The following is a 16,463-nucleotide window of genomic DNA, read 5'->3' on the forward strand; positions in this document are numbered from 1 at the left end:
AAAGTTAGCAAATGCAATTTTATTTATGTGAGCAACTGCGGCTGTATTTCCAGTTTATATAATGTGCAAAGGCAATGGTAAAACCTCCCGTCGGGATTAATACAGCCTCCATGTTTTCTATTAGGTAATGCCCTGTTGCTATCATTGCAAAACCCATTACCAGAATTATAATAGGCAATAGTCTTTTATGTTTAGGATAGGAGGTACTTAGTGAATACACGCCAATAAAGAGTGATAAGCCTATCATGGTCATCTCTACCCAGCTATGGGCTAAAAAACTAAGGCCAAACAATGGTAATGTAGTAAGCACGAAGGGCAACACTGCACAATGAATTGCACAGGCTAAGGAGGCGGTCATCCCCAACTGGTCTAATTTTTCGGATTTAATAAAGTGCTTCATATTGTTTAAATATATTTTTTGTACGCGTTTCAACTGGTTTTGAATTGTGATTACAAATATAAACGCAATTTTGTTGCATTTGTAATAATAAATAAAATATATTTGCAACACAATTGCATTTATGGAACAGAGAAAATTACCCGTAACCGTACTTAGTGGATTTCTTGGTAGCGGTAAAACCACTTTATTAAATCATATCCTTAATAATAAACAGGATTTAAAAGTTGCGCTGATAGTGAATGACATGAGCGAGATCAACATTGATGCAAGAACTGTTCAGAACGAACATAAACTATTAAGAACAGAAGAGCGGCTTGTGGAAATGAGTAATGGATGTATCTGCTGCACGTTAAGAGAAGACCTGATTACCGAAGTTGAAAAACTGGCTAAAGAGGATCGCTTTGATTACCTGATTATTGAAAGCACAGGCATTTCTGAACCAATTCCGGTTGCCCAGACCTTTAATTATGTAGATGAAAACCTGGGCATAGACCTCAATAAGTTTAGCAGACTAGATACAATGGTAACGGTGGTAGACTGCTATAATTTTAAAAAGGATTTTGGGACTGATGAACTTTTGCTGGATAGAGACTGGGTTGATGACCAGGTAGACCGCAGAACTATTGTAAACTTGCTGATCGATCAGATTGAGTTTGCAAATGTGATTATCCTTAATAAAACCGATCTGGTTAGTGAAGAAGATCTGAAGCTGATAAGGGCCGTGATCAGAAAACTTAATCCCTCTGCAAAACAAATAGAGAGTGTATATAGTAAAATTGATCTTAAAGAAATCCTCAATACAGGATTGTTTGATTTCGAAACTTCATCGCAAGGCGCGGGTTGGATTAAGGAATTAGATACAATTCATGAGCCTGAAACAGAAGAATATGGTATTAGTAGCACCGTGTTTCGCTCATCAAGACCGTTTCATCCACAGCGTCTATGGAACTATCTAAATGTAGATTTTCCAAATAACATTCTAAGAACCAAAGGTCTGTTTTGGATTGCGGCTCTGCCAGATTATGCACTCAACTTCTCCCAGGCAGGAGGCTCCCTTAAAATCGAAAATGCAGGAAACTGGTGGGCAAGTATGCCTTTGCAGGAAAGACTCGGCTATACAGATTACCTGGAAAACCGGCAAGACATAGAAAGCAGATGGGATATGGGTTTTGGAGATCGTTTAAACGAGCTTGTTCTTATTGGACAAGATATGGATAAAGACCAATTGAATGATGAACTAACCTCGTGTTTATTGAACCATAAAGAGCTGATTTGCTTTTGGCAGGGAGAGAAATTTGAAAATCCCTTTGAAAGGGTCCTTTAAAATCTTTTTTTTATGCTGAGAAGATTACTCTTAATTCCTGCTTTTATCGCTTTGCTTTCCGGATATGCACAAGCTCAAGTTCTAATTGACTCGATTAAACTGAAAGAAGTGAGTATTGTGGATAAGGTGAGGCCCATTAGCAGAACCAGTATTTCTGTAACGCTCTCAGAAAAACAACTTCAGCAAACCAAAGGCTCTGGACTGGCTGAAACCATTAAAGAGGTTCCGGGGGTAAGTATATTAAAAACAGGCTCAACCATTTCCAAGCCTGTAATAGAAGGAATGCACGGCAACAGAATACTGATCCTAAATAATGGAATCAGGCTCGAAGCTCAACAATGGGGTCTGGAACATGCTCCCGAAATAGACCCCTTTCTTGCCAGCAGAATTCATGTGATAAAAGGAGCAGAGTCAGTAAGGTATGGAGCTGAAGCAATTGGAGGAGTAATTATAGTAGAACCTCCTTCTTTACCCAGTTCAGCTGGTATATCAGGAGGGCTTAACCTTATAGGCGCATCAAATGGCAGATTGGGTACCACATCAGGAATGCTTAATGGTGGATTAAAATCATTACCAGGCTTTGGCTGGCGATTACAGGGAACACTTAAAAAATCGGGTAATGTACGCTCAGCCGAGTATTACCTTGGTAATACCGGAGTTCAGGAGTTAAATTATTCAGCAGCAGCAGGGTATCATACAGGCAAGGCTTTATATGAAGTTTATTATAGTCGCTTTGGTACTGAGTTAGGTATTTTATATAGCGCGCATGTAGGCACAAGGGAAGATATTGATGCCAGAATAGCAATAGGCAGGCCACTGGAGAACTATGGATTTACGTATAACATTTCTGCTCCACGCCAAAAAGTTGTACATGATTTATTCAAAGCTAAAGCTCACTATGACTTTATTGATCGACAGTCTTTAGATATAACGTATGGTTTTCAAAAGAATCAGCGTAAAGAGTATGATTTCAGGAGGGGTGATAGGGAAGCATTGCCTATTACAGATCTGATTTTGAATACCCATACGTTGGACATGGTTTTTGAAAAGCAAAACCTGAACGGAACAAAACGCTTACATGGCTTCAATGGGATTTTTCAGGTGAACAATAACATTCCCGGAACATTGGCAAATACATTTATCCCAAACTATGATAGTTTTACCGGCGGTATTTTTCTGATTCAGCGTTGGTTAAAAAATAACTTTGAGTTTGAAGGTGGACTACGATACGACTTTAAGCTATTTGACGCTGCGGGATATAGGTACGCTAACAATGGTGATGAAAGTTCAGAGATTACAGAGCAATACTACGGTGGGCAGAGCAGGTTTCATAATATTACCGGATCGTTTGGGACTCTTTGGAAAATTAACCTTTACTGGCAACTAGGCAGTAACTTAGGTTTAGCCTGGAGAGCACCTACTGCCAATGAATTGTTTAGTAACGGACTGCATCATGGTGCCGGATTATATGAAATAGGCGACCCCAACATTAAAACAGAGCAGGGGTACAAATGGATAAACGCTTTAAAATATTACAGAGAAAAACTAAATTTTACCCTTGATGCCTATGCTCAGTATATCAATAATTACATCTATTCTGAACCTGATAAAACTTTCAGACAAACTGTAAGTGGTACCTATCCAATATTCAGATATAAACAAACCAATGCATCATTTTTTGGTACAAGCCTTTCAGGGACTTATCGCTTTTCTGAGGTGCTGTCCTATAAATTCAATGCTGCACTAATCAGGGCGCGAGATCTTGGTAATCGTAAATATCTGCCTTACATCCCGTCGGACAGGGTAGATCAGTATATTCATCTCGATTTTCAATTTAAGAACTTAAATAGTGCCTGGATACAGGCAGGACACAGCTTCGTTCGTCGGCAAACCCGTTATGAGCCCGAAAGCGACTATGCCACTCCCCCAGGAGCTTATCATCTTTTTCAGCTTTCAGGCGGAACAACGATTAAGGTTGGGGAGCAAGAGCTGGGCTTAAATCTTAGTGTAGACAATTTATTTAACACCCTTTATAAGGAGTATATGAATCGATACAGATACTATACTCATGATATGGGAAGGAATATCACCATACGACTTGCCTATAACTTTTAACCGAATAAATCTTATCAATTACATATAATAATTTACAATTATGAACAAATTACGCAATTACTCATTAGCAATTTTAGTAGCGCTTATCGCACTCACATTTAATGCCTGTAAGAAGGATCCCAAGCCAGAAGTGCCGGAAGAAGAGATTGGCAAAGCAGAACTTACTTTTCTTGAAGTTGAACGCGAGGAACATGGGGATCATTATCATTATAACCCTATTGCCGAAGCAAAGCCAACCATTATAACTTTTGATAGTAAAGGCTTGCCTCCTATAGGTACACACCTCCATCTTACAGAAGGTAAAACCTACAAACTAACACTTAAATCATTTGATTTTGCGAATCGTGAAATGCAGCAGGAATTTCTAGAAAAACACAACATCCATCAGGCATTTATATTAGGTGCACCCGATGGCATTTTAACTTATGTTTATGCCGATAGGGATAAGGAGAATAAGAAAATAAATGTTGGAGTAATGGGATATTTAACGGTTGATGAGCATACAGAAACAGGCTTTACCTTCCGTTATGTACTTCGCCACCTTAATCCGGGAGTAAAGGCCAGCATCACGGCAGCGAACTGGAATGATATCAATTTTGCCTCAAAGTTTGCAGGGGCTAACGATTTGGATTTAAAATTCGAATTGCACCCAGTGCATGAAGGGGAACATGAACATTAAAAAATAAACTTGTAACAAATGTCATTGTTAGGAGACAAAAGGAAGCATAGAACATATACTTTTGAATAAATAATAGCTTATGAATAAGTCATATCCGGCAATGATAGCCTTTCTGCTTTTTATTAGCAGTCCAGTTTTAAAGGCTCAGCAGATTAAAAAGATTGATGGAACCTCGATTAGTGTTGATTCACTTCGAAACAAAATTTTATTCTTAATGGACAAGGCCAAAGTTAAAGGACTTGAGCTGGCAATTTTCAATAAAAATAAAGTAGTCTATAAGGAGGGGTTTGGTATTGGCAATGATGCCGCGGTGAAGTTACACCCTTCTATGAGCATTTACGGTGCATCTTTAAGTAAAACCGTATTTACAGTATTGGTGTTAAAACTGGTAGAAGAAGGAGTAATCGATCTGGACAAGCCACTACAGGATTATTTACCAAAACCCATCTACGAATATCCTCAAAAAACCAAATGGCAGGATAATTATAACGATCTTAAAACAGATACGCTTTATAAGCGTATCACTGCTAGAATGTGTCTGGATCATACTACTGGATTTCCAAATTGGCGATGGGATAATTCCGACCAAAAGTTACGGGTTGCGTTTATGCCTGGCAGCAGATATAGTTATTCGGGCGAAGGAATGGTTTATTTGCAAACAATAATTGAGAAAATTACTCAAAAGTCTTTAGCGCAACTTATGACGGAAAAAATATTTGTCCCTTTTAATATGAAGAACTCTGCTTATACCTGGTTACCGCGATTTGAAGCCGATTATGCACTTGGATATAACCAGGAGGGCAAAGCATATGAGAAAGACAAAGATAATGAGGCACGTTCTCCAAGTACTCTTGAAACAACACTTGATGACTATTCTAAATTTGTAGAAACATTACTGCAAGGCCATGCACTTAAGAAGCAATCACAACAAGAGATGTTCCGCCCACAGTTCCGTTTGCGGTCTGTTACCCAATTTGGGCCATTGTCTCAAAAAGACACCAGTGCTAACGACGGGATATCCTTAAGTTATGGACTAGGTTGGGGTTTACTTAAATCGCCTTATGGCTGGGGTGCCTTTAAGGAAGGCCACGGTGACGGATTTCAGCATTATTGTATTGTTTTTCCTGAAACCGGCACCGGCATAGTTATAATGAGCAATAGTGATAATGGAGAAAGTATTTTTAAGGATATACTTGAAATAGCCATTGCCGATAAATATACCCCTTGGAAATGGCAAAATTATATTCCTTATAACTATAATTCTCTTCAAGAATAAAGCGGAAACACCAAATTAAATTTCGCTTCCCTTAGCGTCCACAGAATTGGTAAGCACGATTTTTCGTCGCTTATCAATTCTTTTCAAATTAATTTATTAATATTGAGTTTAAAACGAACTCGGATTCGAAAAGGGGATAAGGATTTATGATCAATTACAGCACATGCTTTGACCAGGAGCTTGTCCTCTTATTAAAAGATGACGATGATGCTGCTTTTAAGGAGATCTATCTGCGTTATGATAAACTTCTTTTGATCTATGCTTATAAGAAATTACGGAATAGGGAAGAAGCAAAAGACCTTGTTCAGGATGTATTTACTTGGTTGTGGAATAGCCGCAAAGATTTCTCTTTAAACACAACCTTGTCTGGTTACCTTTATAAATCGGTACTTAATCGAATTTTTGATGTGGTTAAGCATAAGGGTATCATTAGAAAATATGTGGATAGCGGAAAACATTATGTTGAGATAAGTAATGAGGACACAGATTATTTAATCCGTGAAAAAGATATTGCACTGCTAATAGAAAAGGAAATATTAACGATGCCTCCCAAAATGCGTGAGATCTATACCTTGAAGAAGAAATACTTTCTAAGTACTAAAGAGATTGCTACGGAACTCAGCCTTTCAGAACATACCGTTTCAACCCAAATGAAGCGCGCACTAAAACACCTTAAAGTTAAACTTGGTATTATAGTTTTATTCGTAACTGTCGGTTTTTGATTTATTTTAAATCTTTTTTTTGTCGTTGTACCTAATGGCTTCTTTTGAATCGTCTTAGTCTTTAATAAGGGTTAAACCGGGAATAAAAGACCATGCAAAAAGACATACAAGCCATATTAGATAAAGTGAGTTCAGGAAATGGAACGGCTGAAGAACAGCAGATTGCCAAATACTGGTTGCACCAACTTCACCAGGATGATGATTCCGAGTTTTCTGAAACGGACCTGGATGCGCTTAGCTCTGAAATGTGGCACGAAATTCAGAAGAAAAGAAAAGCAGAAAGCCCAGGAAGACGCTTTTTATGGCCAGCAGTTGCTGCGGCTGCCTGTTTGATTTTAGCTTTCTGTACTGTACTGTATTTTTATCACGATGGTACATCAGATGGTAATAAAATTGCACAAGTATTATTTCAGGATATTTCTGCTGGAGGAAATAAGGCTTATTTAACTTTGGCAAATGGCAAAAAGATTAGTTTAACCGATGCATCTAGCGGTACAATAGCTACACAGGCCGGTATACAAATTACCAAAACATCGAGTGGACAACTTGTTTATACGATTGCTAATCAAAAAGCAATAGGAAAAAACGATTATTATAATCGTATTGAAACACCCAAAGGTGGACAATATCAGTTAAACCTTCCTGATGGAACTAAGGTCTGGCTCAACTCAGCCTCCTCTTTAAAATACCTTGTTAATTTCTCTTCAAAAGAAGAGCGAATTGTTGAATTAACCGGGGAAGCTTATTTTGAAGTAGCAAAGGATAAAAACCATCCATTCCTGGTACGTAGTGCAGGTCAGGAAGTTAAAGTTCTTGGTACTCATTTTAATGTAAATGCATATGACGACGAGAATGGAGTTAAAACTACATTGTTAGAAGGATCTGTAAAGGTGAATAATAATGTTGTTCTGGTTCCAGGAGAGCAATCAGTATTTATAGGAGGTAAGCTTAATGTAAAAGCTGTAAATGCCAGTGATGCGGTAGATTGGAAAAATGGGGAGTTCGTTTTTAATAAAGACCCGCTAACCGATATTTTAAGGAAGGTATCGAGATGGTATAATGTAGATATTGTCTATGTACGCAATCTCGGTTCGCCACTGGATGTCCCTACTTTTAGTGGCTCCGTCTCCCGATTTGAAAATGTATCCGTCATATTGAGGATGCTTGAAGAAACCAGTAATGTGCGCTTTGCCATAGAAGGCAAGACAATAAAAGTAAAATAACCTAACCAACAATCAACAACTAAACAAAACCAAAATGAAAAGAATCAAAGGCAAAGCAAGCTGATATTTCCGCGCAGGTTTTTAAGAAAAAAGCTATGAAAGTGTTTCAGCACTTCCATAGCAATATCTGAGTTAACCATAAAAAACAAATTCCAGATCAGTTTAACGTATTAACCCAAGCTTCAAAGGTATGAAATTATATACTTTTAACCTAGGTGCGCCATGCCAATGGCTACCTCCAGAATTTTTATCAGTTATGAATTCGGTTGTCCGGCAATTTGCTACAGCCGATAAAAGAAAATTACTAATGAGAATTAACTTGATCATAATTATAATGACCAGCTGTTTACTGCAAGTAAGTGCAACCAGTTTTGCGCAGCGATTTAGTTATAATAAACGACAGGTTGCACTACGTCAGGTTTTTCAAGAAATCAAAAAACAGACCGGATATAAAGTGCTGTATTCAGATCAGAACGTCAATGGAAATCTTTTAATTAATGCCGAATTTAATAATGTAGAGTTAGAAACTGTATTGCAATCTTTGTTGAAGGATTTGCAATTGACATATAAGATAGATCAGAAAGTAATTCTTATCAAATCGTTGGCAAGGCCTACGTTTCAACAAATAACAGCTTTGCCAGTTAGAGCTGATATCACGGGAAAAGTGGTAGATAATAAAGGAAAGCCTCTTCCAGGAGCATCAGTAAGTGTAAAAGGAGAGGGTAAGGTTGTAAGTACAAACGATGAAGGGATTTTCCTTTTAAAAGATGTACAGGAGCCTGCAACATTGATTGTTTCATTTATAGGTTACATCCGCAAAGAAGTAGAGGTTGTTAAAAACCAACAATTAGTTATAACACTAATGGAGGATGTTGGTCAGCTAAACAATGTCATCGTTGTTGGTTACGATAGTAAGAAGCAGAATGAACTGACAAGTGCTGTTGCTGTTGTCTCATCAGTGAAATTAAAAGATGTAACGGCTAATAATATAGGCACGATGCTCCAGGGTAAAGTGGCAGGTTTGCAAGTAGTAAACAGTTCCGGTGCACCGGGTGCTGTTCCTGAAATAAGATTAAGAGGGGTATCTTCCGTGAATGCCAACCAAAGTCCGCTTACAGTTGTAGATGGGATTATTGGAGGGAATTATGATCCTAATGATGTTGCATCAATTACGGTGCTTAAAGATGCCGGAGCTACGGCTTTGTATGGCTCTCAGGCAAATGCAGGCGTTATTATTATAAATACAAAACGAGCTACATCCGGAGAAACCAACTTTGAGTTTAAAGCTACATCAGGATTTAGGACAGCTGATTTTGGTAAACTGGATGTGATGAACAGTGCTGAACTGTATGACTCCCAAAAAGAATTTTACCGGGATTATATTGTTGGTGCAACAGATAATTCATACAAGATAGATCTGATTAAATTTTATAGTGAACGCCCGTTATCACTCTTGAATCAGGATTATGACTGGTCAAAAGAATCCTTTAAACCTGCTCCCGTTAATGCATTTTACCTGTCGGCCAGTGGAAGTACAGAAAAGAATAATTATTATGTAGGTGCATCTTACTATAATGAAAAGGGAACATTTTTGAACACAGGTTTTCAGCGCATTAACCTCCGCGCTAATTCAACATACACATTCTCTAAGAAATTAAGTATTACCAATAACATCAACCTGAGTGCATCAATGGGTAAAAGTTATGATTACAACGATGTGTATTATTCCTTTTTAAATCTGCCTTGGGACAATCCATATGATGAAAATGGCACGCCTATATATGTAGATGGGAATTCGGCCTTTAAATGGTGGTCGCGAGATAAAATCAATCCAATCCATACGGTGAAGAATTCTGAACATCCTTACAAAGGGTTTGATGTAAATTATGACTTTGGATTAAACTATAACATTAACAGGTGGTTAACTTTCTCTAGTACAAACAGAGGCTCTGCGGGTTTTAATAAAGGGAAAAATTATTTCTCTCCAATTGTAGCAGGCACTTATCATGGTACTGGTTTTATTGATGAGTTGAATACGCTGAATTATGGTGTTATCTCCAATAACCTATTTAAGTTTAATTTTCAATTTGGTGATCACTCTATTACAGGATTGGCGGGGATAGCCCTGGAAGCTGGACAAACAGAATACTCTGGAGCTTCGGGTAAAGGTTTGCCAGAAGGACTGAAGGTACTTAATGTTGTATCTAACAACCAACTTGTAAATGGATTTACCGATAAAAGTTACCTGCAGTCTGGATTATCGCAGGTTAACTATAATTATAAAAGCCGCTACTTTTTATCAGGCTCGTTTCGTATTGATGGCTCCTCTGCTTTTCCGGAAGGAAATAGGTACGCTTCCTTTCCTTCAGTGTCAGGGGCCTGGTTGGCAAGTAATGAAGATTTCTTGAAAAACAGTACCCTCATTGATAATTTAAAGCTAAGGTTAAGTTATGGTATTACGGGAACGCAGGATATTGGTTCATCGAGGTATCTTGGTCTGTATTCTTTAACCACTCAATACAATTCATTAACCGGAGCTGTGCCTTATCAGCTCGCGAGTCCTAATCTAACCTGGGAAAGTAAGCATCAAATTAATGCTGGTATTGATATCGGCTTATTTAAAAGAGTTAACGTTACCGTTGATGTGTATCGTAACAATACTAAAGATCTGCTTCTGCAAGTTTCGCAGCCTTTGTCTGTTGGCTTTGAAACGAAATGGGAAAATGCCGGAAATGTAATTAACAAAGGGATCGAATTAGGAATTAATACTACAAACATAAAAACAACGGATTTCGAATGGACTACAGATTTTACAATAAACTTTAACAGCAATAAATTATATGGTTTACCGGCAGACATTGTGAAGACAGGATCGTGGAGCATTTCCCAGATTTATCGCAATGGAGGTAATCTTTACGAATTTTATATGCCTAAATGGCTTGGAATAGATAGTCAGACCGGAGCACCTGTCTGGGAAAAGCTGATTTATAATGAAGAAGGCAAAGCGGTTGCGAGTGAGAAAACACTAAATTATGCGGAAGCTACCACTCAGGAATCAGGATCGGCGTTGCCCAAGTATCAGGGTGGTTTCAATAATAGTTTGAGTTATAAAGGTTTCAATTTACGTGTAAGTACTTACTTTAACTATGGCAATAAAGTGTTTAGCAACAACCTTCGTTTTATGATGAACGATGGACACGAACCTTATTATAACCAGATCAGACTACCGGATGGCGCTAAGATCTGGTCTGGTCCTGGTGATACTGATGCTACTGAGCCAAGCCCTCAGAATTCAGCAAATTCTACAGAAACATCTACCCGTTATCTTAAAAACGGCAGTTATTTTACAATCAGAAATATTTCATTTAGCTATGCCTTGCCTGCGTCGTTGGTAAAGAAACTGCACTTTAAAGCAATCACCTTAGGAGTTACGGCTGATAATGTGGCTACATTTTCGAATTTCTTAGGTCAGGATCCACAAACAACGATTAGTTCAGGAAGTTTTATAACGCCAGGGGTATCAGACTTCAAATATCCAAATAACAGGCAATATTTATTTACCGCTAACTTCAACTTTTAAGCATATGAAAAAGTATTTATTCTCCATAATTGTTCTCCTACTTATCTTTGGGAACAGCTGCAAAAATCTTGATGTTGTACCAAGTGATGCCATTAGTACGGAAACACTGATTACTACTACTGACGGCTTAACCAATGCTTTAAATGGTGCTTATGCTTTGTTTAAAGATCATATTACATTTAACGGTACAATAGATCAAAACAATATGTATTTGCGTCAGTTTTATCATTTGTCTGACTTTGCCAGTGATGATATTGTATGCGGACAAGTCACTACCGACCCTCTGTTTTATAGCTTTAGTCTTGGTCATTCACCCTCGCAAGGCAACACCAGGTATTTTTGGTATGTGTCTTACAAAATAATTACTGGTGTCAATACGGTAATTGAAGCTGTAGAAAAGTCGGGAACACAGGATCCGGCAAAGCTGCAACTGCTTGGCGAATGTTATTTTCTAAGAGCGTTTTGTCATTTTAACCTGGTCAGGTTGTTTGGTAAACCTTATAGCGTTGATCCTAATGCTGATGGGGTTATCCTGCGTACAAACCTTACTGATCCATCTAAAAAGAAGAGGTCTACGGTTGCAGAAGTATATGCTGCTGTTATTGCCGATGCGGAGAAGGCTGCTTCTTTAATGACCCAGCCGAGAACAGTGCAATATGCATCAAAAGAAGCCGCCTGGGCATTGTTATCACGAGTGAACTTGTACAAAGAAGATAATCAGAAAGCCATTGAATATGCCAATATGGTGATCAATTCTAAACGGTTCAGTCTTGCGACTGCTGCGGCCTATCCTTCCTTATTTGCCAATGCGCAAACAAGTACCGAAACGATTTTTTGTATTGCCTTTACCCCAGTTGACGATTATGGTAAATTTGGATCTATCGCATCGATGATCTATTCCGACGGGAATTCGGGATGGGGCGAGGAGTATGCTTCTTCTTCTTTGAGGAATGTGATGTCAAAACATCCTGAAGATGTTCGTTGGTCTTACATCGTCCCGCTGAAAGATGGCAATGGAATTATTCAGAAGAAAAATGGCATCGAAGTATATTATATAAGCAAGTTTTCTTTCCAGGGTGGCCTTCCAAATCTAAGCTCCCCAATCATGTTCCGTTTATCAGAAATGTATTTGAATAGAGCAGAGGCAGAAGCTAAGTTAAGCAATACTGGCGCCGCTCTTGACGACGTAGATCTTATCCGTAAAAATCGCGGACTGGAGAATTCTTTATACAATAAAACATTGCCATCAGGGTATTCGGCATTAGACGTTGTTCTGGAAGAGAAACGTATAGAAATGGCTTTTGAAGGGCATAGAACCTACGATATTTATCGCAATAAGAGAGCTATGAGTAAAGCTTATTGGGGTTATCACCTGGCCGGATTAAAAGAAACAGATATTGATTTGAGTAAGACACCAACTGGTTATGCTGACCTGTCTGTGAACTACACTAATCCCAGGATCATTTATTTTGTGCCTATAGATGAAGTGCTGAGTAATACGCTTGCTACTCAAAATCAATAATCCAATATTAAAATGTCGATTATAAATATTTTATTGATATGAAGAATTTAAAAAATAACATATTCCGATTGCTGATCATGATCACAGCGGTTACCATATTATACTCCTGTAAAAAGGATAATACCCCAAAACTGACGGATTTGCTTTATGACCTTACAGTGGATGGTAATCAGGTTGCCTTTAAAACAGTAACAACAGGTATTTCATCATACAGGTGGGACTTTGGCGATGGAGGTTCTTCTACTGATGCCAATCCTGTACACGAGTATGCAGGTAAAGGTAAATACGTAACAACACTTTATGCAACAATAAATGGAAGTGTAACGGAGGCCTCTACCGTTATCAGAATTGCTAAAACTTCACCTGTTAAGCTTGATGACAATACCTTGAGTGACTGGGATAAAGTGACTACCAATATCCTTACTGCCGGTCCGGAAGGAGGTATTTTCCGATCAGCTAAATTTGATTACGATGGCAATTTTATTTACGTATATGTAGAGATGAATTCTAAAAGAGCCAATGGCGATATCTTCGATTTCTATATTGACTCAGACAATAGTGCTGGCACGGGTTTATTAAGTGCCTATGCGGATGGTGGGTTTGATATTCTGCTGGAGGGACAACTGTTGAGCTCAGGTGTAGACATCTTTTACCATAATGGTGCACAAAATAGCTTTAGCTTTGCTCAACAGTCCATTTCAGAGGCTTATAACGTAGGTACTGTTACAGAAACCGCTGGTGTTTTGAGGTTTGAAATGCGTATTGCCCGTGGAAAGCTGAAGGGGCTAACAGGCACTGGAATGCGAATTGGAATTATGGCCACAAAAAGTGATTGGTCGGTAACCCTTGGCAGTATTCCTGATGCAGGAGCTTCGGCATTCCTGCTTGATATGAGTGAGTAGTTTTTAAAATAATTTCTTATGGCTAAAAATACAGCAACTCAATTTGTTGCCGGACGTGTGGTATCTCTTGATGTGATGAGAGGATTAATCATGTTTTTGCTTTGTGCAGAGAGTTGCCATCTATATGGAGCCCTCAAAGGTCTTAATCCGGTACAGCCCGCGGCAATTCTTATTGAGCAGTTTTTTCATCATCCATGGCATGGATTGCGATTTTGGGATTTGGTACAACCGGCATTTATGTTTATGGCAGGAGCGGCCATGTATATCTCCCATAGCCGCAAATTGGAGAAGGGGAGTACCTGGGAAAAGAACTGGAGTCATATCGTAATCAGGAGTTTTAAGCTTTTCCTTTTTGGTGTTGGACTTCACTGTGTGTATGCAGGGAAGCCAGTCTGGGAACTTTGGAATGTGCTTACTCAATTGGCTTTTACCACTTTGCTTGCCTACCTGATGATTGGCAGATCGTACAACTGGCAAATCATCAGTTCCGTGGCATTACTGCTGCTTACGGAAACAATGTACCGTTTGATACTGATGCCAGGTTTTGATCAGCCATTTGTAGAAGGTCATAATTTTGGATCGTATGCAGATACACTACTCATGGGTAAGATCAATCCAGATGGTTGGGTGGCCATAAATGCAATACCGACTACAGCGCATACAATTTGGGGTGTGCTTGCAGGAAAACTTTTAATTTCAGCGCGATCAGCATCTTATAAAATAAAGGTGCTGATCGGGTTTGGCTTGCTTGCTCTACTGATTGGATTCGGGCTAGATGCTTTACAGATTACCCCAATTATAAAAAGAATAAGCACTAGCTCTTTTGTGTTTGCATCAGGTGGTTGGGTGTTAATTATGCTGGCTGCGGTGTACTGGTTAGTTGACGTAAAGCAATGTACAAAATACGTGTGGATATGCGCTGTAATGGGAATGAATGCCATATTTATCTATATATTTTTCGAAACTATTGGTGTGCAATGGCTGAATGGTGTAGTCGGAATTTTTACAGGAGATATTTTAGCAATGTTGTTTGGATTACCAACCGATGTTAGTGCTGTAGTGACCGCTTTAAGTACGCTTCTGGTTGAATGGGCACTTTGTTACTGGCTGTACAAGCGTAATATCTTTTTCAAGCTTTAAACAAATTCATTTAGAAGAAAATCATCATGAATATAAAATTGACCCTTAGCGTTTTAATTTTTTCTACTGTTATCCTTCTGTTTTTTAGTTCCTGTAAAGAGGAAAACGAAAGTTTGGTTAAGGTAGAGAAGGTGAATGTAACTTACTCAGAAAGTACCGAAGATTTTCCTAATCCTGAACGGGGATTTTACCGTTACTCAGAAACCGCTGCAAGTAGCTATACCGTACTTGATGTAGAAACACTTATAACTTATCGCTCCTTACAGGATGTTTCTACAGCAAATTACAAAATATATAGCACGCTCGTTTTCAGGTATTATATTCTAGACAATGTAACCACCACTAGCATCTCAGAATCGTTTCTGAATAATATTAAAAAAGATATGGCTGCTGCAAGAGCGGCAGGAGTGAAACTGATTCCGCGTTTTGTGTATACTGCTACTGCGCGTCCGGGTAACTGTCCGGAAGGATTTATTTGCCCAACTTATGGAGATGCCGCTAAGTCTGTTGTTTTGAGCCATATTGCACAGCTTAAACCTGTACTTACAGAGAATGCAGATGTGATAGCTTGTATACAGCTTGGATTTATTGGTACCTGGGGAGAGAATTATTATACTGATTTCTTTGGTGATGCCTCTATGAATGGTGGACAGGAGAGTAAACTAACAGATCAGAACTGGCGAGACAGGGTAGAGGTATTGAAGGCCTTACTTGCTGCGGTGCCAGCCGATAGAATGGTTCAGGTTCGCTACCCACAATTTAAGCAACGCTTTTTGTTCGGCGTAAACTCAGCACTTTCTTCAGCACCACTTGCTGAGCTTATGGCATTCACGATGTCAGACGAATCTCGTATCGGTTTTCATAATGATTGTTTCCTTGCCAGTGCTAATGACTTTGGGACCTATGAGGATTATGGAAATAGCAGTACACCAAGAGCATCAGACGGTATGGTTTTAAATACTTTAAGGGATTATACGAAGGCCGACAGCCGATATGTTGTTGTTGGTGGAGAAACCTGTTCGGATGACTATAGTCTTAACGATTGTGAGCCAGCCGGTAAAACCCAGGAAGAACTTGCAGCCATGCACTTTAGCTATCTGAATGCTCATTATAATACTGCAGTAAATAATGACTGGCAAACTGGAGGTTGTATGGATAATATTAAAAAAAACCTGGGCTATCGCTTTGTCTTGCAATCTGCAGTTTTACCTGATAATGCTGTGAAAGGCACAAGCTTAAATGTAGTACTCAATGTTAAAAACGTTGGGTATGCATCGCCTTACAATAAAAGAACAATAAAACTGGTGCTACGGAATAAGGCAAATGGCGACTTGAACTCCTTTGCTCTTGCTACCGATGTAAGGAGATGGTATTCGGGAAGTTTTAAGGTAGAGGAAAGTATAAAAATACCTTCCGAATTTGCAACAGGTGAATATGAAATGTTGCTTCACCTGCCAGATGAGTATGCAAGTATTGCTGATAGGCCCGAGTACAGCATCCGCTTGGCGAATAAAGATGTATGGGAAGCTTTAACAGGTTACAACAAGCTTAACCATACTGTTGCCATTAAATAATTTGAC

At 38.8% G+C, this 16,463-nt stretch carries 12 protein-coding genes; 11 read left to right on the forward strand and 1 reads right to left on the reverse strand.

Translation table 11 applies throughout. From position 1 onward, the window contains the following. Positions 1–19 precede the first annotated feature (19 nt). Positions 20–400 carry a MerC domain-containing protein gene (locus HQN86_RS03565; RefSeq protein WP_172659655.1) on the reverse strand — a complete coding sequence of 127 codons (381 nt, stop codon included), beginning with the start codon at positions 398–400 and terminating at the stop codon, positions 20–22. 121 nt (positions 401–521) lie between these two features. On the opposite strand from HQN86_RS03565, the gene HQN86_RS03570 reads away from it, so the two are divergent. The 11 genes from HQN86_RS03570 to HQN86_RS03620 all read left to right on the forward strand — a co-directional run bounded on the left by HQN86_RS03570 (position 522) and on the right by HQN86_RS03620 (position 16,457). Then, entirely contained in the window at positions 522–1,724 is a 1,203-nt protein-coding gene (locus HQN86_RS03570; RefSeq protein ID WP_172659656.1) for a GTP-binding protein, read from the forward strand. A 12-nt stretch (positions 1,725–1,736) separates the two neighbouring features. Continuing rightward, a complete protein-coding gene (locus tag HQN86_RS03575) occupies positions 1,737–3,839 on the forward strand; it encodes a TonB-dependent receptor (protein ID WP_172659657.1) in 2,103 nt (700 codons plus the stop codon). 40 nt (positions 3,840–3,879) lie between these two features. Further along, positions 3,880–4,518 carry a hypothetical protein gene (locus tag HQN86_RS03580; protein WP_172659658.1) on the forward strand — a complete coding sequence of 213 codons (639 nt, stop codon included), beginning with the start codon at positions 3,880–3,882 and terminating at the stop codon, positions 4,516–4,518. A gap of 79 nt (positions 4,519–4,597) precedes the next feature. Beyond that, positions 4,598–5,794, forward strand: coding sequence for a serine hydrolase domain-containing protein (locus tag HQN86_RS03585; protein WP_172659659.1), 1,197 nt, complete (start codon positions 4,598–4,600; stop codon positions 5,792–5,794). A 146-nt stretch (positions 5,795–5,940) separates the two neighbouring features. Next, positions 5,941–6,516, forward strand: a complete 576-nt coding sequence (locus tag HQN86_RS03590) for an RNA polymerase sigma-70 factor (RefSeq protein ID WP_172659660.1) — start codon at positions 5,941–5,943, stop codon at positions 6,514–6,516. A 92-nt stretch (positions 6,517–6,608) separates the two neighbouring features. Beyond that, positions 6,609–7,739, forward strand: a complete 1,131-nt coding sequence (locus tag HQN86_RS03595) for a FecR family protein (RefSeq protein WP_172659661.1) — start codon at positions 6,609–6,611, stop codon at positions 7,737–7,739. Between the two features lie 334 nt (positions 7,740–8,073). Continuing rightward, positions 8,074–11,319, forward strand: a complete 3,246-nt coding sequence (locus HQN86_RS03600) for a SusC/RagA family TonB-linked outer membrane protein (protein ID WP_172659662.1) — start codon at positions 8,074–8,076, stop codon at positions 11,317–11,319. Positions 11,320–11,323: 4 nt separating this feature from the next. Then, positions 11,324–12,841 (forward strand): RagB/SusD family nutrient uptake outer membrane protein, encoded by a 1,518-nt coding sequence (locus HQN86_RS03605; RefSeq protein ID WP_172659663.1) that lies wholly within the window; start codon positions 11,324–11,326, stop codon positions 12,839–12,841. Positions 12,842–12,879: 38 nt separating this feature from the next. Next, positions 12,880–13,743 (forward strand): PKD domain-containing protein, encoded by an 864-nt coding sequence (locus tag HQN86_RS03610; protein ID WP_172659664.1) that lies wholly within the window; start codon positions 12,880–12,882, stop codon positions 13,741–13,743. 18 nt (positions 13,744–13,761) lie between these two features. After that, complete coding sequence (locus HQN86_RS03615) at positions 13,762–14,883, forward strand: acyltransferase family protein (protein ID WP_172659665.1); 1,122 nt, start codon at positions 13,762–13,764, stop codon at positions 14,881–14,883. Positions 14,884–14,909: 26 nt separating this feature from the next. Then, the gene (locus tag HQN86_RS03620) at positions 14,910–16,457 is read left to right on the forward strand and encodes a DUF4832 domain-containing protein (RefSeq protein ID WP_172659666.1); all 1,548 of its coding nucleotides are present in this window, start codon (positions 14,910–14,912) and stop codon (positions 16,455–16,457) included. Positions 16,458–16,463 lie beyond the last annotated feature (6 nt).

The organism is Pedobacter panaciterrae (genome assembly GCF_013204795.1).
GTDB lineage: Bacteria > Bacteroidota > Bacteroidia > Sphingobacteriales > Sphingobacteriaceae > Pedobacter > Pedobacter panaciterrae.